Genomic DNA, 25,463 nt, shown 5'->3' with positions numbered 1-25,463 from the left:
CGCTAGTTGCTCCACTACGCTTCCATCCCCCGCTACTTTATCACCGTACTTAATAAATGACTTTCCTAAGCGTTAGCTCCAAAGGTATGGCATCTTTACACGTCAACTCGATCAGCGTGCTCTCGGTACCGCACTCGACGACACGAATGTAGTTATCCTCTTCTGGCCTAGTCCAGCATCCTTTTAGCTTAATCCGCAGGATATGCCTGATGCTTTCCGCATGAACCCATGATCTTGAATAAAGGCTTACTTCCACCTGCTGGCCGTGCTCATCATATTGATCCGGTTCGACACCCTCGTACAGACGCAGATCAGGATCTACAGCGCTAAGAATCAACTGATCGTCCTCTTCTCGGATCATCACCATGCAAGGAGTATCCACTGCAGTTACATGTCCAATGTTTACGCTTTCATCCGCCTCGAACAGAGCATATGCTGTTGTTTGGCTTGCCCGATCATAGACCACATGCGCGGAACGGTCTTTGCGCAGTACAGTGTATGCCGCCTTTTCGGGTGTGAGCATAGCATCGTGAAATTGCTCCATTCTGGAAGAATCTGTCTGCACAACCATCGTATATTCGTATCCTCTTCCCTTAGGTGCTGCTCCATGGTCCAGCCACGCGGCGGTAAAATTCCCTGCCGTATCAGCATCAGTCGCCTGGTGCTTCGAATATTGGACTTTTTTCGACAGCATGATGGTTTGTCCTGTCGGTATATAGAACCCGTTGCCCTTATTATCCAACATCCATACCGAGTTGTCTAATTCCAAATCCCGAGAGTAAGGAAAGGCACGGATAGCCTCCTCGGAATTCCAATAGATCGGATCGCTGGTATCGACAAGATGGTTTTGAAATAAAGTGGTTTGGGTCGAATACGCCGTATTTTCGTTTTCAATGTCGCTCCCCAGGCATATAATTCGATTGTCGAAGAAAAAGAACGATTTTCTCGCTCGATGCGTACCCTCATATTTCGGATTCTCGTGCAGCTTCATGGCGAACATGCCGTTACTCCCTTCGAGATGCAGCCCGCCGGCATACGTTTCATCTGAAATGAGCATCTCTTCAAATCCACTGAAGGTGTCCACGTTGCGCACATCCGATCGCAGCTCAGAGATTGGCTTATGGATGGTCGTCGTCCCCGGCCAACGGTTCCAGTCCCAGCCATCATGATGGTAGCCGCTGTCCTCGTTATTAATCGGGTCACCCTGACTCATAATTTGCAAATGTCCATGTGAAATATATCTGCCGTACAGATTCGCGCTCACATAGGTCTCATTCGCCCACAAGTAGCGGCTGTGCCCCCTAACTCCCGCTAACCAGGAGCTTCTGCGATGGATAGCCAGAGCGGCGTAATTCATCGTCCAGTGGCCGTTCGGATCTATCTCCGGTGCTATGCCTAACGTCTCTAGGCGTTCCCCTGTTACCGTTTGATGTCCTGGCATTAGAAGGCGTAAATACGCGGCAGCAACCTCCTCATCGATTTCCTGCGTCCCGTCCGGCGTACCCGATAACGCCATATACTCGAATGGTTCGAGCTCTAATGCCCACTTGCCCGTTGGATGACGCGCCGACAGACTAACCAGCCATTCGTACTTGTTCGAGTAAAGCCGCATAGCAAGGAGCGCTTTGCGAACCGTCTCATGAGCCTCCTGTGTAATCCGGTAATCCGTACCACTGGTAAAGTACATAACTGGTGTGACACCGAGAAAACCTCCAACAGCATAAGCAGGGTAATGATTAACGTGGTGGTATGCGGAGCCATCCACTTTATAGGCGGCACGCAGACCTCGGGCCGGGAGCAGCGACTGACTCAACCAGAGCTTGAACGCTGTCAGCTCGCGTACCTTATAAGGCGTTTCGTCCAACATAAGCAAACTGGCAAACATCCCATGCAGGGTCGTGTTGAAGATGTCGACATTCCCCTCCACCTCTTCTAACGGAGTATGAATGCGCCCCGCTCCGCTGAACCAGTACATCGTGCGCTGAGTCCGATCAATCCGTTCTTCCTGTCTTAGGACATCCCTCATCAAAAAAGCTGCCGGGTAATAATTGCGAAAGTTATAGCCAAAATGGTGAACCGTTCCCTGTGAGCTGCCATACGCCCACCCCTGGTCTTCCAAATAATCGATTAGATCAATGAACATCGCTTTTAATTGCTGCTTCCATTCCATTTGATCTGTGGAACGATAGCAGACTGCAATATCCATCATCAGCCTCGTGTATTCCTGCAGCTGTACGCTATTTGCAAGCGCCTTCAGCCGATCTTTATCAGCACCCGGAAAATGATCAAAGAACGGCAGCTCCACCGGACGCCCCGAGATCGTATCCCCTTTAAATGAGATCTCGAAAGAGACAAATTTGCGCTCTATTCGCTGCATATCTTCTGCAGTAACGGAACGCTTCTTTAAAAAGTAGGCTTCGAACCGTTCATCCATCCGTCGATGGTTCTCCACCTGATCCGGTTCTATATCATCTGGAATGGGCAGCTTACGCTCCAGCTGCTTAAATGCGTATAAACTTAGCCAGTGAGCGTTCGCGGCGGCATCCGCACGAAGATTGACGAACGGTGCTTGAACATCTCGAGTATGGAACCTCGGATCGATGGGTGTACAGAGCAGCATCTGATCCATATATAGCGTACCCGCCCCCGCGTTCTTCGGTCCTCGAATGATCAGGCAGTCCATCTCCGGATGGGGCGTGCCCTCCATATCTCTGTCAAAAGCAACCCAAGCCGTACGCCAGCCCTGAAAATTAAGTCGGAAATCGAAGCCACAATCCACCTGTTCTCCATCATTGCGTCCAAACTGGAAAGTGAGCTTATCCTGAATCGGACGAGGATTGTATATCCATACGGCGAAAGAATCGCGAGCTTGACTCTTCGCGCCTTCCTGAAACGGACGATAACCAATATGCCCAGTTATTTTCAAAAAAGCTCGTTCCGAATAGTCCCACTGCAAGCTATGTGCACCATCTTTATATCTCTGGCTGCTGATCGCAAGTTGAGACTGCTCATCGGACTCAATGCATTCGGGAATTCCATCCTCAAAGCTGAAAATCATCATCACCCATCTCCTTTATCGACCCTGCTCATTGTCGAGCTATTGTTTATTCCAGCGTATATACGGATAAATTCGCATATTCCCCTATCAACGGCGCCATCTGTCGGAAACCGATCTTCCCTCCGCCCAATAAGGGACCGTAGGTTTTTCCGTCATCCGTCCAACGAAATACCGTTAGATCATTGACTGCAAAAGAAATTTGCGCTCCGTGTTTCGTGAGCTCCATATGGTAGGTGCCCTGTGCATCCTCCACATCCGGTATCGGATCGGCGCCCTGGCAAACAAGGTGAGCTCCATAGCTTTTTCGCAGGTTGCATGTGTGAAAAGCCCGCTCCTCCGGATATCGTCGGCGAAAGTAAGAAACATGCAGCGCATTGATGTCTCCGCTATGATAATGCTCATATTGACCTGTCCTGCTGGCCAAATGCGGTGCGAACAAATCCTCGCCCTGACGGCCGGTTGCAGCAAAAAACAACATACACAGCCCGGGTTCTCTCACCGGTCGAAAATCCCAAGTGACCCTGATGTCCGAAGGAAAGTGCAGCGGACACCAGAACACGAAATTGGAGGCTTGCCCTTCCGCAGGGTCCAGCTTATTTTCCATTCGCATGGCACCGTTCGGGAACGATACGGACGCCTCTCCCTCCAAACGAAAACCGCTTACATCTTTCTCCGAAGCGAGGGGATTAAAATAGATCATCTGCTTTTCTGAATCCATCGCCGTTCCCCCTGTTTAATCTCTATAAATAATAATCAAGTTTAATCAATAATCGGATCGATTGTACATAAGCCGTTTCTTTACAGAGATATGCGAAATTTGCATATCCCCACAGCAGCAAGCGTTCTCGGCTGCGCGGCACTGTGTTGAGTAAAGCAAAAAAGAGCATACTTCTGCCTGCTACGGCAGAAGTATACTCTGATAAAACGCCTTTAAATTCCCCCCTTCTACTTAAACAAAGAATCAATCTTCCCGTTCAAACCTTCCCAAAACGCGTTGATATTCGCTAGCGGATCACCGATGATGCTTTCTCCTTTTTTGCCTTTATTATAGATAACATCCTTGTTCTTATTGATCTCTTCTAAATATGCTTTAACAATCTGCGCAGTCTTGGTGTCCGGATGCAGCTTCACCAGCTGCTCATAGCTTAGCTTCACTTCCGGCATCAGCTTCATCGTCTTCTCATCTATTGCCTCATACCGGTAACCATGAATATATTCTGCCATATAATTGGCGTATTGTGCCTTCATCTCGGCTTTCTTTTGACCGCTTGGATATTTCGTCAAATATTGCTCTACGTTCAACATACGATCGCCTAGCTCTTTACGGGATATTTTTAATCCCCCGTCATTGGCGAACGGCTTCTGGTCTTCCATAACTCGAATGGAGAGATAGTGCTTCATCTCCTCAGACAAACGAGACGCATACGCTTTTTGCAAAGCTGCATAATCGATCTTCCAAGCAAAGTCGCCTTCGTGGCCATTATCGAGAGCTAGTTTGCCTGCGGCTTGGTTTTGCAGCCATTGCTTCAGATTATCATCGTCCTTGATTTGATTGAAATCAAACGGGTACGACAGGGCATACATCTTTTCGGCAGTGCCTGGCTGAGCCATCAGCTGCTTGAGATTGGCATTGATAGCGGGAAGCTGACGCTCATTATACTGCTCCAGCATAATGAACATTTTATCTGCCGTCGGGGCATCGACCTTGCTAACGTTCGTATCCATAAAAGAGATGAGCTCGCGGGGCTCTTTAGCTTGAGATGCTGCGATTTGCATTTGCTTCAGCAGATCTTCTTTTTTATTTTCAGTCGGCTGAGTCGTCACCGTAGGCTGTGGAGATGGAGAAGATTCCGGCGGATTCTTCACGGTCAACTGCTTGCCGTTATTGCTGCAACCAGCAAGCAAGGCGATGGCAAGCAGGCTCGAAACTGTAATTCTCCCAATAGGTTTCATATCTTTTTCACTCCGTCTATATCCTTATTGTTTTAATTGGTACAAGGTTGTTGTCGACTGTCGGCTCAGATCGTAGCCACTGTCCTCACTAACCATCAGCTGACGGCCCGACGGGCTCCAAAGGATAGGAGCTTCCGGGTTCTGCTCAGCAGCGATAGGCGCCATTCGGCCTGTCTTGGCATTCATCACGTATAATCCCGAAATCCCTTGATTGAGATTGAAAATAGCAAATGCCAGCTTGCTGCCGTCCGGAGACCAGGAGGGTTGTCTGAGGAGCCTCCCTTTGGCCACGAAGGCGCTTGAGGTCGCATCCACAGTATTGATTATCTTCAACGATTCCTCATCGACAGCGGTACCTACTACGACAGCTAACTGCCCCCCGTCTGGCGATAGGGAGAAAGCGGCAATGCGCTCATACAGCACCGTGGACTGCTTGCTTCCCAGATCAAACTTCAGCAGCTGTTTGGATGCGTTCAATATATACAAGGTATTGTTTCTACTCTCAACCTTTTGAATCAGGTCTTTGGATCCTGGTACGGTCAAATAAGTGATTCCACCGTCAGTCGTGAGCAATGCCAAACCATACTCTCTTTGCGGATTTACTACAGGTACGATATAGGTGCTGTTATCTTTCCAGGAACCACGTGATTGACTAATAAAATAAGATAAAACTTCGTCACCGACAACCATGGATGGTCCATTAGACACTGACGTTCCGCCACTCAATACCAGCATCTCTGCCTTACCTCTGTTCTTTATCAGAACCACAGCATGCTGACGATCCGGAGAAATATGCACCTCGGAGCTGGCTGGAATGTCTGTAGGCAAAGTCTCTCCAGTCTCCAGTTTGCGTATAGTAAGCGTCACATTCGAAAGCGTCCTCTCCGCGCCCAGCAGCTCCTGATCCGTTAGCCAATCATACGCGTACAGACCCTCGAGTCGATCCACTCGTACTAACGCAATCTCATCCGCTGTGCCTTGTGATGGTGCATCAATTATCGTAATCGCTCTTCCTTGATTTCCGTCACACCCTGCTGCGAATAGTCCAAGTGTCGCTATTAACGCGGCGTGAACTGCTTTCCGTATCCCAGTTGCTGTTCCCCTCTGCCTCAGATTCATTCCTCCTTTCCGAAGAGCTTATACCGAGTATAGACCCCAATGTTATCCGGAGCATTTCAACTTGTTTCGAACTTGTAAACTTATTCACGGCAGATATATAGGAAATGTAACGGTAACCATAGTACCTTGTCCCTCAGAACCCTCGATGCGGATCGTCCCCGCCTGCTTCTCGACAAGCTGCTTAACCAGAGCCAATCCCAGTCCGCTGCCGCCTGATTGTCTCGCCCGGTCCTTGTTAAGAGTATAGAAGGGCTCGAATAATTGATCCCTGCCTTCCACCGGAATACCTACCCCCGTATCTTCAAACACGACCTCCGCCCGCTCGCCAACAACATGGCATTTTACAGTGACAGACCCGTTTTCCACGTTATATTTAATGGCGTTATCTAAAAGGTTTATCGCAATATGAATAACGCTCTCCCGATCCGCCCAAATAATAACAGGCTCCAGCTGCTTGAAGATCGAGACGCCAAATTTATCGGCCTTCCCTTTCATTCGGTCGCTAATATCATCCAACAGTGCTGCCAGTTCCACTGGCCCGGGCTGATGCTCGAATTCATATTTTTCCAGCGCGGCCAGCTTTAACACCTTTTCCACCAAATCGTATAATCGGCCCGACTCTCTTGATATGGCCTCCCTCGCATCGCGAAGGAGCGTAGGATCGTCTTCATACATGTCCAGCAGATCGGTATAGGCTTTGATAGAGGTTAAGGGTGTTTTAAATTCATGGCTAATGTTGTTGATAAAATGCTTCTGCTGCTGTTCCAGTTCTTGAAGCTTCCGCAGCGCTTGACGCATCTTAGCCTGCTCCCCCTCTAAAGCCTGCAGGTTCGATTGAATCGCCTCGCTCATTTCGAATATGCCCAAGCTTAAATCGCCGAGCTCATCCTTCCGCTTCAAAACAGGCTCAGCTAGCCGCTCGCCTTCGCGAATTCGGTCTGCCGCTTTCTTCAGCTGACCAACGGCGTTCGCTTGACGGCTCATATAGTATCCTCCGAGCACGAAGCTGATAACGAGAACGATCAGCCCTCCAAATACAAACAAACTCAGAATGTTTCGATAGAAAGCACGCTGAGCTAGTAAGGAAGCTTCATATTGAATGACTCCGATTTGTCCGTCCGGCCCTTGCAAAGGAGCCAAATATTGCAACGTATCGCCTTCGGTTATATAAGCAATCTTGTTCTGCAGAGCAGGTTGAAGTGCGTCCGAGACATCCGTCTTCGCAGCCATAGGCAGCGAATCGCCTACTGCCATGCCGTCCGAATCATACAGAATGACCCTCATACCACTTATGGACCCAAGCTCAACAGCCAGCTTCTGGCCCTGCAGCTGCATGAAGGATTTTGGCTCCAGGCGTGCGCCTGTAACGAATTGCTGGCGAATATGAAGATTAGCCGTCCCTGTCTGCTGCTCCAAGGAGCTTTCCGTCTGCCTGCGTTGATCGTCCGATACCCCTTTGAGCACAAGCATCGATAATATAGCGATCGTAAATACTAATAAACCGGCAACAAAGCCGATAAACTTCCATTTCAAACTCACTCGAATCACGAGCTGTCACCCGCCGCCTTGTATCCGACGCCATACACCGTTTGGAGCAGCTGCTGCTGGTCCGGACCGAGCTTTGATCTCAGCCTTTGAATATGAATGTCCACCGTACGCGTTCCTCCCGCGTAGTCCATTCCCCATACTTGCTCCAGCAATTCCTCTCTAGTAAACACACGCTTCAGATGGATAAGCAGCAGTGCCAGCAAATCGAATTCCTTCGGGGTCAGAATGAGCTCCTTCCCTCCGACGCTCACGGTCCGCTGCTCCAACTGCAGCTTCAAGCTCCCGATGGCGATTAGAGTACCGGGCTGGCTCTCCCCTTTCTTGTCTACCCGCCTGCATAAAGCCTTGACCCGAGCTACCAGCTCCCTTAGATCGAACGGCTTGGTCATATAGTCATCGGCCCCGAGCTCGAGCCCTACAATTTTGTCCACGATATCATCTTTCACGGTCAGCAGCAAAATACCGATATCTGTCCTGCTCCCCAGCTTCCGGCATATATCGAACCCGCTCAGTTTGGGCATCATGACGTCCAACACGAGCACCTGCGGTTGAAAGGCTTCCGTCTTACGAAGCGCCTCTTCTCCATCATAGGCCGTTTCCACCTCGAAGCCCTCCCGTTTCAACGCATAAGCGACAGCATGGGCTATCGCCTGCTCATCATCCGCTACAATTACTTTGAAGCTCATATTGAGTGCTGATCCCCCTTCCGAAGCCGACTGTCTGTCATCCCATATTTTTTCTTATTATAGATCATTTCAGCTTGTGCTCCAAAACAACGTATTGGCAAAGGCCATTCAAGCTAATAAGGCTGTCCCTTACTCAATCTATTGCTTACCGTTGCAGCTTTTTTGTGTTCATACCGCGTATAAAAACTTATATTCTTTATGATTCACGTAACTTATTTGCGGTTGCCTCGTTAATACTTATGAGGCTTCGATCCCCTGTTGGACAAGCAGCTGGAAACATTTTATTAAAGGGATTGGCGCCTGACTGCCGAAATTCATTTAAGCAGAAGTTTGATTTCAGCATAACAGATTAAAGGAGGCATTCCATTGGTTCCCATGACAAAAAGACTCAGCAAATACATGATGCTAACTGCCTTAGCCTTGCTCATCTTGTGCAGCAGCCTGGCTCTGCCCGCAGATCGCGCCTTCGCGTTCAAATACGGCTTTCAAGGAGCACCGCAGAATACAGTTGGAGTTACCCGGCCTACATTGACCTTTTATTTAAAAACAGACTCTGACATGCTCCCTACCGCCTATTCCATGTTCGTAAACGGCACGATTGTAGCAGCCACTTACGATAAAGACAAAGGAGCGTTCACCTATACGCCGGACAAGGATTTGACCCCCGGCAACTATACCGTCCGCATGTCCGTCACCTTCAAAGGCTACCAGCCTTTAGAGGAGTCGTGGACCTTCACGATTGCGAGCGATGCGCAAAGTCAATTCGCGGCAGCAGGAGCGGCTCAGCTTGAGGCTTTCAACGCTCTCAATGATTACCGCACTCTATACGGACTACCTCCGGTTAAAATGAATGAGCGGCTGAATGCCAGCGCCACCGCGCATGCCAGCTATTTGAATGTAAACGAAGTGAAGCAAACCAACGATAGCCAGGAAAGCCTGCATATGCAAGAGGCGGGCAAGAAGCAATTTATCGGAGAGACTCCGCTCGAACGAGCTGCGTACTACGGCTACACATCCAAAGTTGGGGAAGACGCGGCTTATGCATCAGGATCGACGAACGAGGCGATGGATCTTTTGTTCGATGCGCCTTACCATAGAAACCCTTATCTGGATCCTAACGTAAGCGAGATTGGGGTTGGAAAAGTCGGCGATTATACGATCATTGAATTCGGATATGCGTCGACTGTAACAAACCAGCTCGTCGTGTCTCCTGTTCCGGGAGATCGCTATGTCCCAATGGCCTTTAATGGCAATGAAGATCCAGACCCACTGCGTCTGCACTCAAACGCTAGCTATCCCGTCGGCTACCCTATTATGGCCCAATATTATGGCACAGGTACCGATAAGGTGAAGCTGGTCAGCGCAGAAGTGACGGATAGCAATAAACAGAAGGTCGATGTGCTTGTGAATACGCCAGATAACGATGATAAGCTGACCAACGCCTTTATTCTTCTGCCTAGCAAGCCGCTGCAAGCCAACCAGACGTACCGTGTGAAGCTGAGCGTTCAAGTAACCAAGAGCGACGGCAGCACAAGCACTGACAATAAGGAATGGGATTTCACCACCGAGCCAACCTCCGGAATCGGCAAAACAAAGCTGCACCAAGATTCAACCAAATACAAAAATACATCCGTTACAGTAGCTCCGTTTCTACGTACGGCCAGCTTCGGACTTGATGACAGCAGCTATTCCGTTGACGGAGTCAGCTACCCAATGAAAAGACAGCCTGCTATTCTAGACGGCTTTTCGTATTTGTATATCCGTGATCTTGCTGCAGCGCTAGGTGCTGACGTAGAATGGGACAACTCCAAGCGCGCGGCTATCTATACGAAGGGCAATTTGAAAGTAACACTGTATACAACCCAAAATGCTTATGAAGTGAACGGGCAATTAAAGCAGACCGACACGCCTGCTCAGCTGATTGGTGAGAATACGATGGTACCCGTTCGGCTTTTAGCTGAAGTATTGGGAGCCAAAGTAGACTATATCGAGGCAACGCGTACCGTGAAGCTGACATACTAATTAATTTTAAATTTTAAAAAAAGTCTCCATTGCGGCTCACTGCCTGCATTCGGGGGCTTTTTATTACTTTTACGTTCGTATTTCAGCGAAAAAATTAGCCAACAAGAGAAAATGAGAGCTTTCGTTTTCTGAAAACACCCACATTCGCCATCCCTATTGAGCACTTAAATTCTCCTGCTTGTACGAACACTTGTTTTTAGTGTTTACTCCTCATGAAGACGTCCTGATAAGATAAAGACGTTTCTAAAAATGGGAGTTTATACCAATTTTGTTTCCTTTTCCAGAATGGCTTACCTTTTTCACCAAACAGCTCCTTCGCTCCAAAGGGACGCTTCTGCTCGTATCGCTTTTGACGATAGCAGTCACCATGTGCAGCGCGTTATCTCCTGTGTACATCGGACGAATCATTGATGAACTCACGAAGCAGCCAAGCACAGGTCTCCCGCGGCTGGCCGGATTTCTGTTGGCTTCGCTGCTATTCAACGAGCTGTTCATCGTTATTCGGAAGTATGTATCCACCAAGGCCATGATTCAGCTCACCTACGAATGGATTCATAATTCCTTATCCGCTATTTTGAATACTTCTGCGGATTTCTTCGTCCGAACGCCTAGAGGTGAAATGCTGCAAAGATGCATCCAGGATATCCGCACCATCCAGAAGTTCGGACTATTTACTCTGCCCGGATTCGTTCAGGAATGGCTGCTGGCCTGCACCGCTATAATAGTCATCTCGAATATTTACTGGCCTATAACGGTCATGATTATCGGCTGTTATGTCGTGCTGTTCATTCCGGTCTACTTCTTCGCTAAAAAACGAAGCCACTCGAGAAAACAGCTCATTTTACACAATGCCGTCCTGCGGCAAAGCCTGCTCGAAAAGCTGGAATCTATCAAGCAGATTAAAATATTCGGCACGGAGAAGCAGGAATACAACCAGTTTCACGCTGAGCAGCAGCATTGGGCGGCGCTTTCGTATCAGGAGGGAATTATTAACGCTACCTACAAAGGCTTCCCGCGAATTCCCGATGCTCTGGCACCAGCGCTTGTGTTCTTGTTCGTTGGCTGGCAGGTCATGATGGGGAATGTTACCTTCGGCCAATTGATGACCATCATCGCCTTTATCCCGGCTCTCAACGCCCCGGTCCGCACGTTCTTCGGCCTATTCGTTGTCTTGGCGGATATCCGCTTGCGCATTCAAGGGCTGCTGGAGTATGTGCATCTCCCCGTTGAGCCAGGAAAAAGAACCGGGCTCCAGCAGCTGCCGGATGATAGAGAACTGCCGATTTCCTTCCACAACGTAACGGTGCTGAAGGAACGGGGAACAATATTGAACGATGTTTCCTTTACCATTCAGCCCGGAGAACACATCGCCATAGTAGGGCCGAGCGGAGCCGGCAAAAGCACCCTGCTCAAGCTGCTGACCCGGCTGCAAGAACCATCTGCCGGTGAAATTAGGATCGGCGGCATCCCGCTTCACAAGCTCGATGCAACGCATCTGCGAAGAAGGGTTGGCTATATGACGCAGGAACCCGTCCTGTTCCGTGAAACGCTGCTCAACAACCTGACGCTGCTTCATCCAGCGGAACGGTCCGAAGTGGAGGCGTGGATGCAAGCACTAGGTGCCGAAGACATCGCAGCCAGGCTTCCGGACGGGTATGACACCGTCATTGGAGACGGCGGCTCCTCGCTCTCAGGTGGCCAGCGACAGCTGGTCGGCTTGATCCGCGTCCTATTGAAGCAGCCTGACCTGCTGCTGCTTGATGAAGCTACCTCCTCCCTTGATCAGACTAGTGAGGCTCTCGTCCTGCATGCACTAGAAAAACAAATGCAGCGGACGACACGTATTAGCGTGACTCACCGCTTGAGGGGAGCTCGCTTGGCGGACCGCATCTTCGTCATCGATCAAGGGCAATTAATCCAGGTCGGGACCCATGACGAGCTGCTGCTGGAGCAGGACAGCGTATACGCCAAGCTATGGTTTAGTGAGCTTCAGCAGGCCGAGTCAGGTCAAGCTGTGGAACATCAACGGGAACGAGGTGATCTCTCCTATGTCTAATGCATCACTTAGCCCCGCCCAACAACAGAGCGCAGCAATTCGCACCTACATTCGACGACAGCTCTATTCCCATCGTTGGATGCTGACCCTTAATTTATGTAACGTCCTTGTCCGCAGCCTTCTATTTCTGATCCCTCCGATCATGACGAAATATGTGTTGGAGCAGCTGCTTCCCCAGAAAGATTGGAATTTGCTTCTCTGGGTCAGCATCGGGATTGCTCTGGTGCCTATCGTTGGGAGCGCTATGATTGTACTTGAGATTTTTGCGGACAAGGCGCTGCTTCGCCTCGCGGGAAAGGGGCGTGCCGACTTGTTCGATAGCATTCAGCATCGACCGCTCTCCTGGATTCGGAAGCGGCAGCACGGCGATCTTATTACCCGCACTCTGGACGATACGAAGAGCATCGCAGACTTCGCCACAGGCAGCCTGATGTGGATGTGCTGGCTAACCATCAGCATCACGGCCGGAGGCGTCGTCATGCTGTATCTTTATTGGAAGCTGGCTCTAATTATCTTGGTCTTATGGGGAGCCCATGCCGTACTAATAACGAGACTCGGGCAGCGCATGAAGCAAAGGACAGCTGACACGGCGAAACAGACGTCCCGCGTGACCGAATCCATGAGAGAAATCATTACCGGAGCGCATTTTATTAAAGCCGCCGGAATAGAGAGTAACGCACTCGGAACCATCGCAGCTTGCTTGAAAGAAGAATGGAGTCACACGAGCCGCAGCATGCTCTATGAGCATCTGACGCAGCTGATCTATGTGTTCCTTACTTCCGCCTTCCTCGTGGTCATGTACTATGGAGGGGGGATGGCTGTAATAAACGGTGAAATAACGTTAGGCTCTCTCGTCGCATTCATCGCTGTGTATAATTGGGTTCGTCCCTTCGCCATTACTCTGTTGGATACTTATATGTCCGGCAAAAAGGCAGCTTCCGCTGTTGAGCGAGTGGCTGATATTGCCATTCCCCTATCGGATAAAAATAGCTGCTGCACTGCATCCGCTAGCGATTTCTCTATCCAAGCGGAGCAAATCTCTTATTCTTATGGGGAACGCACCGCCTTGAACGAAATCAGCTTCCGCATCCCTGCCGGTATGATAGTCTCCATCGCAGGGCATCGAGGTTCAGGCAAATCCACGCTCGCCGATTTGCTGCTCGGACTTGATGAGCCCACCGCAGGTACACTGCGTGTCGGCGGCGTCCCGCTAAACGAGCTTGACAACGGTTGGCTTCGTCGACACCTCCTCTGTGTAACCCAGGATGCTATGCTTCGCAGCGGTACAATCCTGGACAACATTGTATACAGCTGTGAGGACACGCATCCCGATCAAGTTAGCGAAGCCATTAAACTTGCCGAGCTGGAGGATTGGCTGTCTACCCTGCCGGATGGTTTGAACACCAGGGTAGGAGAGCAAGGCTTCTCCTTATCCGGAGGGGAGCGTCAACGAATCAGCATCGCCCGGGCTTTGCTGCGCAAGCCGTCGATTCTTATTCTCGACGAAGCCACCTCCGCTTTAGACCTAGTTACAGAGCAGCGGCTTCTGAACCGCTTAACTACAAGCTTGAAGGGCTCTACCTTAATCTTCATTACGCATCGTCTGTCTGTTACCAAGCTGTCCGATCATATCTTGGTTCTAGAAGATGGTACTCTTGCTGAGGCAGGCTCTACGAATGAATTGTTACAGCGGCAAGGCGGCGTATTCTGGAAGCTGAGTCAAGATGCAGGCTAGCCGTACGGGCTTCCCTTACTTCCATTCCACGCTTCTGAGGATGCGGTGCTTCAGCAAAGCTAGAATAAAGTCAGTATAATAATCCTGCCTGACAATGAATTGATAGGAATGATCCTTGTAAGCATAGAAAAACACATCCGTCAGCACTTCATTATGCTCAAAATCATTCTGGACTGCTTTCATTTCTTGATCAAAAGACTCATTCCCGATGACACGAATACGAAATTCTACATCTCCTTCATTTGCCGTTTCGCTTAGCTCAATCTGTTGTTCGTCGTAGGTGTAAGCTAGCATAACCTTCACCAACCTTTGTTTTATATTAGATATCGCAAGTAAATATAAACGCTGGATAGCAGGATAGATAAAATCATTAACGGAAATCCGTACTTCAAGTATTTAACGAAAGTTATCGGATACCCTTCCTTGCTCGCTAATCCAGCAACGACCAGATTTGCGCTGGCGCCGATCAACGTTCCATTTCCGCCCAGGCAAGCGCCTAGCGCAAGACTCCACCACAACGGCTCCAGGTTATCGACACCCATCGTCCCCATCTCTTGAATCATGGGGATCATCGTAGCTACGAACGGAATATTGTCCAGAAATGCCGAGGCGATCGCACTAAGCCACAGAATTAGCATGGAAGAAGCGAACAAATCCCCTCCAGTAAGCTCAACCGCCTGCTTGGCGAGCTTGGCAATAACCCCGGTTTCCACCAAACCAGCAACCAGAACGAACAAGCCGACGAAGAAAAATAACGTAACCCATTCCACACTGTGAAACGCTTTTTCCAGCATCCTCTCTCCCGTTAGCAGAAGCAGCAGAAACGCACCTGCAAGGGCAACCGTCGCCGATTCCAAATGTAGCGCCTGATGAAGAAAAAAGCCTAAAATGGTTATTCCGAGAGCGAACAGGCATTTTTTCAGCAGCTTGCTGTCTGTTATCATCGATTTCTCGTCCAATTCCATAATGCTTTGTTGGAGTTCGGGAGTCGATCGAATCTGCTTGCGGAACATCATAAGAAACAAAGGTATATACGTCACCATAATAATGATGGCTATGGGGGCCAAATTCACGATAAAAGCCATAAACGTCAGCTCTTTCACCGCGCTGCCGATCATAATGTTCGGCGGGTCTCCTATTAGCGTCGCCGTCCCCCCCACATTTGAAGCAATAATTTGCGTCAGAAGAAACGGTATCGGATTAATTCGCAGCTGCCTTGTAATACTTAAAGTAACCGGAACCATGAGCAGCACAGTCGTCACATTATCAAGAAATGCAGAACCAACGGCCGTCAGAATCACCAGGGCTACCATAATTCGGGTTGGCTTTCCTTTAGCCAGCTTAGCCGCCTTCAGAGCGACATATTTGAACAGTCCCGTTTCCGCCGTAATCCCTACAATAATCATCATGCCGACCAGCAAACCGATCGTATTGAAATCAATATGGTGAATAGCGGTCTCCTGATTCACGATTCCCAAGGCAATCATGAGAACGGCGCCTATGATGGCGAGAATGGTACGATGTATTTTTTCAGAAATGATGAGTGCATAAATAATTAAAAAGATCCCTATTGCCAAAATAGCTTGCTGTTCCATACTTCCTCCCCTTTTATTTTGATAATTTTCACCAAAATCTGCATTCTTATGTGAAAAAAACGCAAAAAGAGCCCCTTGGTGACAGGCTCCTCCTAAAATTCCACATATTTAAGTTTAATTCGATCTTACCTGCTTTCCCCAGGAAAGTAAAGCATTCCTCATACATCACCAGGTTCCTCCAGAACGAATAGGATTCCTATGCAAAATAGACTAGTAAGCCTTCTCCATTCGCCGACTCCAATGCTAGATTACGAGCATATTTTGTATAGGAGGTGGTACTTATGGGGAGAAGAAAACACAAATCCGTTAACAACGTCCAATTAGATAACAGCAAAACCAAATTCCGAGCCAAACAAACCGCTAACGCAAGCGTCGGTCAAGGGGGTAATGCCTTCGCTATCAATGCCAATGAGCTAGGCGTTATCCGTGTTCGTACAGGCGGACAATAAGCAAGGAGTCGAGAAAACGAGGCGTAATACCTCATCTCTCGGCTCTTTCTACTTATTTGCAGCCATGCCACGCTTCAAACCTCGAAGTGAACAATAGCCTTCTGCAGCTGCTCCGCCAGCATTTCCAAGGATTGAGCGGAGGATAACAGCTCAGCGTATCCATATTTGCCTTTATTCCTTACTTTTTTTCTATTTAGGAGCAAATACGCTTGGAATGAACGTGGTCGTCCATGGCACGTAAGTGATCAGCAGCAAAATCGCGAACATGACGAGCAAGAATGGGATTAACTTTATTGTAAGCCGTTCTACGGTAACCCCGGTTGTAGCCGAAGCGATAAACAATACCGTACCAAAAGGTGGATGCATCAACCCAATGGTCAGGTTAATGACGATAATGGCGCCCAAGTGGATTGGATCTACACCGAACTGGGCTGCAATCGGCAGCAAAATCGGCGTCAGGAAGATGATCCCTGCGACTCCCTCAAGGAAAGTACCGATAACGATCAGCAAAATATTAAGAAGAATGAGGAACATGAACGTACTTCCGGCAAGATTCAGGAAAACCTCTGCAATCATGTGCGGAATGCCTTGAAGATGCAGTACCCAACCGAAAATATTCGTCGTCGCTAGCAAAAAGGATACCGATGAAGTTGTAATAATCGTACGAACCAGGATACCCGGAACATCCTTTAGCTTCAATTCCTTGTACAGGAAGGCTCCTACAAGAATGGCGACAAACACAGCAACCGCAGCGGATTCCGTAGCTGTAAATATCCCCGTCGTGATACCTACCATAATAAGAACGGGAATAAGGAGCGCTGGAACAACACCAATCAAGCTTTGCACGATTTCCTTCGCAGAGCTTCGTTCCATCTTGTTGCCTTTTGTTTTTCTAAAGGTGACATAGATGATGATACCGAAACCGAGTGCGAACAAAATACCTGGGATAATTCCCGCAAAGAACAGACTACCTATCGAAACGCCTGAGGTAACCCCGTAAATAATAAACGGCATGCTCGGAGGAATTAAGGGACCCATAATGGAGGCACTCGCCGTGAGGGCCGTACTGAATTCCTTGTTATAGCCCTGCTTCTCCATCTCAGGAACGATAACTTTACTCATAATAGCCGTTTGTACATTGGACGAGCCAACGATTGCCGCCAAGAACATATTGGCTACTACGTTAACGTAAGCAAGTCCTCCGCGTAAATGGCCGAAGATGACGGTAGCGAAATGAATCAAGCGATTCGTAATCCCTCCGCGGTTCATAATCTCTCCCAGCAGGACGAACATCGGGATCGCTACGAAGCCGAAATTTTGCAAGCCGTTAAACAGCTTGGAAGGCAAGGACTGCAGTGAAGCTATATTACCCGTGGAAAAAACATAAATTAAAGTGGTTATCCCGAGCACGAAAGCAACAGGAACCCCAATGAAGAGCAGAAGGACAAAGCCAGCAGCAGAACTCATTGTGCCGCACCTCCTTTTTTACCGATAAAGAGGTCCTGCAGCAAATGAACGATGTGTTCAATCGTAAACACGGCCATGCAGAGCATGGATATCGGCACGATGACATACAGCTTCCACATTTTCATAGACAATGCTGGAGATAACAGGTTCATAACGCTTGGGCTCATGATCCAAATCATGGAGTAGTAGCCCATGACGACAGCAAAGAACAAAATGCTAAGTTGTATCAGCATCGAACCGAAAATGCGCCCTCGTTCAGGAAGACGGTTGAGCAAGAACGTCACCGCAGCCATGTCCGAACGTTTCACGGCTAAACAAGCGCCTAGAAAGGTTGCCCAACAAAACAGGTACAAAGAGAGCTCATCCGCCCAAAAGATGGGCGAACTCAACACATATCGATAAAACACGGCCACGATCATGTTAATGGCCAATACAGCCCCAACCGCAATACTAACCCATATGAGAAACTTATCAAGCGCGAGGGTGATTAACGAGAAGGGGCTGCGTCCTGCAGGTCTGTCGCTCATGAAAGCACCTACTTCTCTTGTTTGATTTTGTCAGCTTTTTCTAGGAATTTCGCGATTTCAGGCGATTTCTTGCTCCACGTTTCTCTGACCGATTTTACAATCGGATCGTATTCCTCGCGTTTGACCTCATTCAGCGTCAAGCCCATTTTGGTTTTAGCTTCGCTTAATAGTTTGTCTTCATTTTTTTGAATGTCTACGCTGTTTTGTTTCGTTTTTGCGAGTACCGTTTCTTTAATCAGCTTTTGATCGTCCGGAGACAGGCTGTTCCACAGATCCTTGTTGATTAAGATACCGCCAGCCCAGTACATATGCTTGTCGGCATTCAGGTTTTTAGCAATTTCCGTCAATTTCTCCGATGCCAACGACTCGGAATCAATGTCTACCCCTTTAATAACACCCGTTTGCAGGGATGTGTACACATCAGTCAGAGGCATTGGCGTCGGACCTGCTTTCAGACCGTTCCAATAGTCCAGAATGGTAGGGCTTGGTGTTGTACGCAGCTTGTAACCTTCCAAATCCTTCACACTTTGTATAGGCTTGGTTCCAAGAATGTAACGGAATCCGGAGGATGCGTAGCCTAAGCCAACCACATTCTCGTTTTTCAGCGTATCAAACAACTGCATCGATTCATCACTAGTCCATAGCTTGTAGGCTTGATCGTGCGTATCGACCAAATAAGGCATCAGCCAGGCACCGAACGCAGGGGAGGAGTTACTAAGCTGTGCCGTCGTAATGACGGCCATTTGGATACTTCCGGTGTTAAGCTGCTGCATCATATCGGTTTCATTGCCGAGCTCGCCGCCAGGGAAATATTGAGGCGAAATACGGCCGTTTGTTTTGGCTTTTAACTCTTCGCCAATGTTTTTCAGCGTTACGCTCAACTGGCTGTCCGCTTTTGTAATGTTGGCCATTTTCAAGACGATTTTCTTTTCTCCTGATGCCGTATTCCCAGCAGCTTTTCCGTCTGCGCCTCCATTGGCGTTACCGCAACCGGCCAGTGCAGATACCATAAACAACGACGACAACAGCAAACCCATTCCTTTTTTCATATGCTTCATAAACTCCACCCCTTAAAGTTCAGTCTGTGATACCTCTTTTGCTTTTCAGTGACTTATTTGGAATAATAACGAACTTCAAATGTTTTACACCCGGTTGGGGTAACCCAAGGGCCGTGCTCCATGCCAGGAGGGCGACAAGCTACCATTCCCGCCGTAAATTCCTGGTTCAGCGTCAGATCGATCAGCGTTCCTTCAATAATGTACAGCTCTTCCCAGAAGTCATGAATCTGCACTCCGTTAGGCGTCGTGTCCGTTCCCGGAGCAAAGCTAAGAATGCGTGTAGCTACTCCCGATTCAGGGTCTTTGGCAATGACTCTTTCGGTTAAGCCTTCCACCTTGCTGAAAGGTACCTCTTCAAATTGACGATAGTCTACAAATTCCAACTCCGGTTTAGCCATTGCTTATTCCTCCTCCGCGTTTTTCAAAATATGAGTGCTATATTGAAGCTCCAGCTTACGCCCTTCTTGCTTATCTACGAGTTCCGCCCGGAAGGTTCCTCCGAACACAAATCCTCCGTGAAGCGGCAGCGTTCCGCAGTAAAGCGCCATATTGGAGCTTGCATATCCACGTTCCTTGACCATGCGCATCAAATCATTCGGGTGCAAAAACTCGCCCAGCTTGCCGGATTGATACAACTTTTCCTCACCGTCCACTTGTACCCAGCTGTTCATCTCGATCTCATCCCAGCGATGAATGATGGATTCCAGCGGCCATACTTCCCTGGTAATCGGTTTGGCACATACCTGCTTGGATTTTTGAATCGAAATCGCCTCTATTACTCTGTCCGTATGGTCACTTCCGAGTCCTACATACCAGCTTCCGCCAACGTCCAGCAATACGACTTCCGCTTCGCCGCTTCCATCGTTTTGAACAACGGTAATCTCCCCCGAGGTTTGCAGAAGCTCTGGCGAAAGATCATACAGCATCGGCACCTGCGGGGGTGCAGGTACCCCCAATTCTTTGAGTTCATCGATATGTTTCTTGACAGCTTCTTGGTCTTTGCCCGTATAACCGGCGATAACCAGCCGTTCAGGTGACCATTGAATCGTTGCTCCATTGCATATAAATTCCATATTCAGTACGTCCTCTCCCAAGTTGTCTATAGTACGCGATGCTTCAGGCTGGGGAATACATCCCGAATCCGCTGTACCTCAGTCGGATCAATTTCCGCTTTGACAATCGTCTCGTGTTCTCCGCCGGATGCAACGGTAACTCCCCACGGGTCGACAATGGAGCTGTGACCTCCTAACAAAACGTTGCGGGTAGTCCCTACACAGTTGCATGAAATAAGGAAGCATTGATTTTCCAAAGCGCGAGTCGCGTTAAACAGCTTCCAATGCTCCAACCGTTGATGCGGCCAAGCCGATGTCACCAGCAGCAGCTCCGCTCCGAGATCAACCTGCTGGCGGTACAGCTCCGGAAACCGAAGGTCGTAGCATGTCGTCAAGCCGACCTTGCCGAACTCTGTATCGAATACCTTCGCTCCTTCGCCCGCCGTTAACAGCTCGCCTTCCTGGGAACCATAACGGAACAAGTGGGTCTTGGCATAGGTGCCCACCAGCTTACCCTCACGGTCGAATAAAATGCTCGTGTTGTAATATTTGCCGTCCTTCAGCTCCACGAAGCTGCCGGCGAACAAGTACACGCCATGCTGTCTGGCTTTCTCTGAAAACAAACGCACCAATGGACCGTCGATCGTCTCCGCTTCTTCCACATATTTATCGAATGAGAAGTATCCTGTTGCCCAAATTTCCGGAAGCAGGATGAGATCCGCATCCTGAGCGGCCTTATCGACCATAGCCGATGCTCTCTCCACCCGCTGTTCCTTGCTCTCATGCGCCTTGATTTCTAGCTGTATCGATGCAACCTTCATAGATCGGAATTCCTCCTTCTGGACCGTTCATATAAAACTATCTTTGTCGTTATTGGGTTTCCCAACAGATTCAAAGGCTTGTTAAAGCATTCTTCATCTCGTCATCCAGCTTTTTGATTAAATCGGCATTGTAAGTCTTAACGAAGGCAGGCTGAGTGACGATTTTGCCACCGTAGAAGATGATGTCGCGAATTTCTTGGACTTGAACCTCCAGAAGCGCCATCTTTAGTGTCAGCTCTTCGGTGCGAGCAACCTTCACGGCGGCGGCTCCTTTCACGGAATAAACAGTCTCTCCGCATACGAAGTTAAGCAGCACTCGCGGATCTTCCTGTACGATGCGTACAAAGTCGGACTTCGCGTCGATTGCAAAACGGATCGTCCCCGGATCGATAGCATATACCCACGATAAGGCGGTTGAATAAATATCTCCTGTTTCTTTGTTCACTACGTTCAGAAGAACGATATTTTGGCCCTGCAATTGGTCGATCATTTCCGCAGAAAGCTCTGTTATAACTTTGGACATGGTACGAATTCCTCCCTTTGGGAAATTGCAATAATATGAAGATGATTCTAATATTTCGAGTGACGGCTGTTATGATACTCGCTAAACCTCTTGCGCTACCGCTTTCGGCAAGGAGTAGCTGCTCAAGAATTGATCCACCAGAGCCAGCGGCTCCTGATAGCCGTAATTGCGGAATGCATGGCCTCTTACGACGAACGGCGCCCCGTTATAGAACATTTCATATTGTTGGTGTCGGCCTGCGAACTCGGAACCGATAACATCCCATGCCAGGCGGTACAGTTGAATTCTTGTTTCGGAATCTACGCCGGTGGCGCGAATATATTGGCGAATATCGTCCTTGGTCTCAGGATTAACCATCTCGTGATAGGAGGATGGCATTTGCAGTACGCCGCCGCCAACCAGCTCACGCAATATGCTGATAACACTTGCATAAATTTTGTCCTGCATCCCTACGATGCCGTACAAGTAGCGTTGATGCGGCCTTGCCACGCCGTTGATATCCAATGAGCACTCGTACTCACTTGCCAGCAGCATTCCTTCCACCGTCGCAGCCAGCGATGCCAGTTCACCCAGACGCTCCTGAACCTGCGGGAACTTGTCAGTGCCGCCAACCTGCGTAATTTTACGGGCGATGCCGATCAGGAATTTGACTTTCGTGCACAGCCGGATTTGCGCTTGGTTATTGCCGAGGACGTGAGCCGGTGTTTTGTGGAACTGGTCTCTTGTTGCCTCAATATTTTTGTATACAAAGATGTGCTTCCAAGGAATGAATACATCGTCGAAGACCATCAAGGAATCACTTTCGTCGAACTGAGTGGATAGCGGGTAGTCGTATACACTCTCTTTTCCCATGGCATAGCTTGGACGAGGGTATAATTTCAAGCCCGGAGCATCCATCGGAACAACGAATGAGATCGCATAGTCTTCGTCTCCAGGTCGGAGCGGCGTTATACAGCTGACGAACAAGTAGTTGGATACCGCTGAGCTCGTGCCGAGCATTTGCGAGCCACGTACGATAATTCCGTCCTCACGTTCTTCGAGAACACCTACCGGCAAATATTTCTCTTCCTGCTCGTGAGCTGCCTTACTGCGGTCAACTTGGGGAGGAATGATGACATACGTTACAAACAAATCTTCATCACGGGCATATTTATAAAAATCCAAAACGTTCTGCTGATATTCTCCGAACACCTCAGGATAACTGGCAAAGCCGGCTAAAAATCCAGCTACGTGGTCCGGACTCCGTCCCGCGAAGCCGCAGGTTGCTTCAGCCCATTGAGTGATAGCACGACGGCGAACGGTCAAATCCTCTCGACTGCGAGGAATCATGAATATTTTATTGGCAGTCGTTCCATCTTCTGTTGTGTAAGTCATATCGTTCTTAGGATCCGCAGCCAGATCGTACAGCTTGGCAAAGGACTGAGTGATACCTGCAAACGCTGGATGCGTCGTTACATCGTCCACCATTTCCCCGTTAATATAAATGCGGCGGTTATCCTTCAAAGACTCTACATATTGGTTGCCGTTGCGTACCATCGCTGATCATCCTTCCATCTTTTCCATTAGTTCGTATTAAGTATTGTGTGTTGTGTATACATTAAACTCTTAAAAAAAAGGTGGTATGTTGCATTCGATTTTTCGTGTTAGATTAACTGACTTGATCTTACGACTTTTTGTTTTTGAAGTCAATACTTTTTGCAATAAATTGTCGATTGATGTAATAAAACATGACATATAAGAGAGGTATACAGCTAGAGTAACTATTTTTCAATGTGTTGTAAGCGTTTGCTTTTTCTTTTAAAAAAACCTCAGAGGAGGTCTTTTCCCACTTCCCGGAAAATTATTTGATAATGACGGATTCCTTCGTATTACTGAGATGCTTCGTCATAACTATGGCCGATTCTTCGGCATCTTTTCGTTCAATCGCTGAGATAATGTCCAAATGCTCCTCCAGCACTTCTTTCATCCTATTCAACTTCTTAATGGCGCGAAGCCCGATGAGTTGGGAAAGATTGTGCAGATTCAGCAGCATTTGCTCAATCAGCTCATAATCGACAAATCGAGTTAATGCGATATGAAAAGTCTGATCCAGTTTAATGAAAGCGATGTCATCATTGTTCAACATTGCTTCTTCCTGCTCTTTGCAAATGTCTCTCAGTGCTTCAAGCTGCTCTGGAGTAATAGTCTCGGCAAGCTTCTGGATGACCTTCGTTTCAATTGATGTGCGAAGTAAAAAGATCTGCTCCATTTCGCTTTCCGTTACTTTACGAACTGCCATCCCTTTACGCGGAATCGAGACAATCAGCCCTTCTTTGATCAAATCCGCCAGAGCTTCTCTCACCGGTGTGCGTGATGTATTAAGCAGTTCGGCCAGCTTGACTTCCGTAAAAATCTCTTCCGACGTAATGTAACCGCTTAGAATGACATGTTTAATTTCGTTGTATGCTCTCTCTTTTGTGGTTGTCGGTTTATCAATCGGTTTTAAATTAAACTTGGATGGAGCCATTTCAACCTACACCTTTCATCAAGTCGACAATTCATTTCGTTCTATGTATACATAATACAAAATACAAAAAACTTAGTCAATACACACTTTTAGACTTCCAGAAATTATTAACCCCCTTAATGAAAACAGGAATCGTGGAACGTGCTGCCAAATGTAATAATCTTGTGGACATCTTCATCTGTGGATATGTTGATAGAGGTCTACGAACTTATGCACAGTATATCATAATGGGCTGTGTACTGTGTGAATAACTCTGTGGATGAATACTATTTTTATAAATTTGGCACCTAAAAACAGCGCCAAAAACTCCGGAAATGGTTCCGGAGCTCTTCGAGTGGTACTTATCTATTCACATACAGGACTTTTGCAGCTTAGGAAGGAACCACCTTACTCTTAATCCTTGTCAGCTGTTCCTCGATCAACGCCTCCCTGGATGCTGCGGCTTCAGCCTTCATGGAGCTTAACAACTCCGCTTGCGCTTCCTTTTGCATGATCGTCTCTTCGATTCGTTGAAAGCCTCGCGTTGCGCTTCCAGTTTGGGTGCCGCTGCTGAAGATAGGATTTGCTGTGCTTAGCGTTCTACCCTCCACCTTCTGCGCTCGGGTAGCAAGGTCATTTCGCTTGGCCTGCATAGTGGCATATTCGGCTTTCGCTTGAGCCAACTGATGAGCCAATTCAGCAGAACGCTGCTTGGAAGCCTCATAGGCTTCGATATACTGTGCCGCCTTGTCCAAATAAGCTAATCTTGCTTCAACCGCTTGACGCGCTTCCACCATACGATCGGCAGCTAATGCTTCAGCAGCCTTTTGTTCGCTCAACGCAGCTCCGCGCTCACTCTCAGCCTTTTGCTGCTCCAATCTCCGCTCTGTGACCGTTTGTTTCGTGAGCGCCTGCTCTACCGAATGAATTTCCTGTTCCATATCACGGAGATATTGGTTCATCATCATCACTGGCGACTCCCATTTATCCAACGCTTCGTGTGCAGCGGCTTTTGACATATCGACCAATCTTTTTAATACTCCCATGTTTAGAATCCTCCTATAATGTTGAATTTATCCGTTATTACAAATAATGAACGTAAGACTGTTTAGGAATGAACAAGCTTGCAATAAAGTAAATCAGTATCGTCGTTCCGAAGCTGCAGAAGGCTGCGATAATGGTAATAAGACGGAGCAGCGTAGGGCTGATGCCCAAGTACTCTCCTAACCCGCCGCACAATCCGGTTAATCTCCGATTCGAAGTGGAACGAAATAATTTATTCATGTCAGGTACTCCTTTTCATTGGTTG

General features: G+C 48.3%; 23 protein-coding genes. 4 read left to right on the top strand and 19 right to left on the bottom strand.

Annotated features, from left to right (window positions below; genetic code table 11):
- Positions 1-49: 49 nt before the first annotated feature.
- From QMA13_RS01885 to QMA13_RS01860, 6 genes are all read right to left on the bottom strand, one after another.
- Positions 50-3,061, bottom strand: coding sequence for a chondroitinase family polysaccharide lyase (locus tag QMA13_RS01885; RefSeq protein ID WP_282939161.1), 3,012 nt, complete (start codon positions 3,059-3,061; stop codon positions 50-52).
- Between the two features lie 43 nt (positions 3,062-3,104).
- The gene (locus tag QMA13_RS01880) at positions 3,105-3,776 is read right to left on the bottom strand and encodes a YesU family protein (protein ID WP_282939159.1); all 672 of its coding nucleotides are present in this window, start codon (positions 3,774-3,776) and stop codon (positions 3,105-3,107) included.
- A gap of 227 nt (positions 3,777-4,003) precedes the next feature.
- The gene (locus QMA13_RS01875; protein WP_282939157.1) at positions 4,004-5,011 is read right to left on the bottom strand and encodes a hypothetical protein; all 1,008 of its coding nucleotides are present in this window, start codon (positions 5,009-5,011) and stop codon (positions 4,004-4,006) included.
- Positions 5,012-5,035: 24 nt separating this feature from the next.
- Positions 5,036-6,130 carry a hypothetical protein gene (locus QMA13_RS01870; protein ID WP_282939155.1) on the bottom strand — a complete coding sequence of 365 codons (1,095 nt, stop codon included), beginning with the start codon at positions 6,128-6,130 and terminating at the stop codon, positions 5,036-5,038.
- Positions 6,131-6,214: 84 nt separating this feature from the next.
- On the bottom strand, positions 6,215-7,669 hold the full coding sequence (locus tag QMA13_RS01865) for a sensor histidine kinase (protein ID WP_282939153.1): 1,455 nt from the start codon (positions 7,667-7,669) through the stop codon (positions 6,215-6,217).
- Positions 7,670-7,674: 5 nt separating this feature from the next.
- Positions 7,675-8,364 carry a response regulator transcription factor gene (locus QMA13_RS01860; RefSeq protein ID WP_282939151.1) on the bottom strand — a complete coding sequence of 230 codons (690 nt, stop codon included), beginning with the start codon at positions 8,362-8,364 and terminating at the stop codon, positions 7,675-7,677.
- Positions 8,365-8,739: 375 nt separating this feature from the next.
- Between QMA13_RS01860 and QMA13_RS01855 the strand changes: the two genes are divergently transcribed.
- The 3 genes from QMA13_RS01855 (at position 8,740) to QMA13_RS01845 (ending at position 14,177) form a co-directional block, all read left to right on the top strand.
- On the top strand, positions 8,740-10,386 hold the full coding sequence (locus QMA13_RS01855) for a stalk domain-containing protein (protein WP_282943206.1): 1,647 nt from the start codon (positions 8,740-8,742) through the stop codon (positions 10,384-10,386).
- A gap of 268 nt (positions 10,387-10,654) precedes the next feature.
- Positions 10,655-12,442, top strand: a complete 1,788-nt coding sequence (locus QMA13_RS01850; protein WP_282939149.1) for an ABC transporter ATP-binding protein — start codon at positions 10,655-10,657, stop codon at positions 12,440-12,442.
- Positions 12,435-14,177 carry an ABC transporter ATP-binding protein gene (locus tag QMA13_RS01845; RefSeq protein ID WP_282939147.1) on the top strand — a complete coding sequence of 581 codons (1,743 nt, stop codon included), beginning with the start codon at positions 12,435-12,437 and terminating at the stop codon, positions 14,175-14,177. Before QMA13_RS01850 ends, QMA13_RS01845 begins: the two co-directional genes overlap by 8 nt.
- Positions 14,178-14,192: 15 nt before the next feature.
- Here QMA13_RS01845 and QMA13_RS01840 read toward each other — a convergent pair whose 3' ends face one another.
- Entirely contained in the window at positions 14,193-14,471 is a 279-nt protein-coding gene (locus QMA13_RS01840; RefSeq protein WP_282939145.1) for a hypothetical protein, read from the bottom strand.
- 20 nt (positions 14,472-14,491) lie between these two features.
- Positions 14,492-15,772, bottom strand: a complete 1,281-nt coding sequence (locus tag QMA13_RS01835; RefSeq protein WP_282939143.1) for an ArsB/NhaD family transporter — start codon at positions 15,770-15,772, stop codon at positions 14,492-14,494.
- 281 nt (positions 15,773-16,053) lie between these two features.
- Here QMA13_RS01835 and QMA13_RS01830 point away from each other — a divergent pair, with 281 nt between their 5' ends.
- Entirely contained in the window at positions 16,054-16,221 is a 168-nt protein-coding gene (locus QMA13_RS01830) for a hypothetical protein (RefSeq protein WP_282939141.1), read from the top strand.
- A gap of 189 nt (positions 16,222-16,410) precedes the next feature.
- Here QMA13_RS01830 and QMA13_RS01825 read toward each other — a convergent pair whose 3' ends face one another.
- The 11 genes from QMA13_RS01825 to QMA13_RS01775 all read right to left on the bottom strand — a co-directional run bounded on the left by QMA13_RS01825 (position 16,411) and on the right by QMA13_RS01775 (position 25,438).
- Positions 16,411-17,688 (bottom strand): TRAP transporter large permease, encoded by a 1,278-nt coding sequence (locus QMA13_RS01825; RefSeq protein ID WP_282939139.1) that lies wholly within the window; start codon positions 17,686-17,688, stop codon positions 16,411-16,413.
- Complete coding sequence (locus QMA13_RS01820) at positions 17,685-18,215, bottom strand: TRAP transporter small permease (RefSeq protein ID WP_282939137.1); 531 nt, start codon at positions 18,213-18,215, stop codon at positions 17,685-17,687. The genes QMA13_RS01825 and QMA13_RS01820 overlap by 4 nt, the downstream gene beginning before the upstream one ends.
- A gap of 8 nt (positions 18,216-18,223) precedes the next feature.
- Positions 18,224-19,273 carry a TRAP transporter substrate-binding protein gene (locus tag QMA13_RS01815; RefSeq protein ID WP_282939135.1) on the bottom strand — a complete coding sequence of 350 codons (1,050 nt, stop codon included), beginning with the start codon at positions 19,271-19,273 and terminating at the stop codon, positions 18,224-18,226.
- A gap of 53 nt (positions 19,274-19,326) precedes the next feature.
- Entirely contained in the window at positions 19,327-19,671 is a 345-nt protein-coding gene (locus QMA13_RS01810) for a cupin domain-containing protein (RefSeq protein WP_282939133.1), read from the bottom strand.
- 3 nt (positions 19,672-19,674) lie between these two features.
- A complete protein-coding gene (locus QMA13_RS01805; protein WP_282939131.1) occupies positions 19,675-20,346 on the bottom strand; it encodes a DUF2848 family protein in 672 nt (223 codons plus the stop codon).
- A 26-nt stretch (positions 20,347-20,372) separates the two neighbouring features.
- Positions 20,373-21,146, bottom strand: a complete 774-nt coding sequence (locus QMA13_RS01800) for a carbon-nitrogen family hydrolase (RefSeq protein WP_282939129.1) — start codon at positions 21,144-21,146, stop codon at positions 20,373-20,375.
- A 70-nt stretch (positions 21,147-21,216) separates the two neighbouring features.
- Positions 21,217-21,669, bottom strand: a complete 453-nt coding sequence (locus tag QMA13_RS01795) for a PNPOx family protein (protein ID WP_282939127.1) — start codon at positions 21,667-21,669, stop codon at positions 21,217-21,219.
- An 81-nt stretch (positions 21,670-21,750) separates the two neighbouring features.
- Positions 21,751-23,205 (bottom strand): 4-hydroxyphenylacetate 3-hydroxylase family protein, encoded by a 1,455-nt coding sequence (locus tag QMA13_RS01790; RefSeq protein ID WP_282939125.1) that lies wholly within the window; start codon positions 23,203-23,205, stop codon positions 21,751-21,753.
- A gap of 304 nt (positions 23,206-23,509) precedes the next feature.
- Entirely contained in the window at positions 23,510-24,175 is a 666-nt protein-coding gene (locus QMA13_RS01785) for a GntR family transcriptional regulator (protein WP_282939123.1), read from the bottom strand.
- Positions 24,176-24,546: 371 nt separating this feature from the next.
- Complete coding sequence (locus QMA13_RS01780; protein ID WP_282939121.1) at positions 24,547-25,200, bottom strand: PspA/IM30 family protein; 654 nt, start codon at positions 25,198-25,200, stop codon at positions 24,547-24,549.
- A 37-nt stretch (positions 25,201-25,237) separates the two neighbouring features.
- Positions 25,238-25,438: a PspC domain-containing protein gene (locus tag QMA13_RS01775; RefSeq protein WP_282939119.1), complete on the bottom strand. Its 201-nt coding sequence runs from the start codon at positions 25,436-25,438 to the stop codon at positions 25,238-25,240.
- Between the last annotated feature and the right edge of the window lie 25 nt (positions 25,439-25,463).

This window comes from Paenibacillus sp. RC67 (genome assembly GCF_030020805.1).
Taxonomy (GTDB): domain Bacteria; phylum Bacillota; class Bacilli; order Paenibacillales; family NBRC-103111; genus Paenibacillus_S.
Note: the sequence above shows the minus strand (reverse complement) of the source record. Positions and strands in the feature narration are given on the sequence as shown.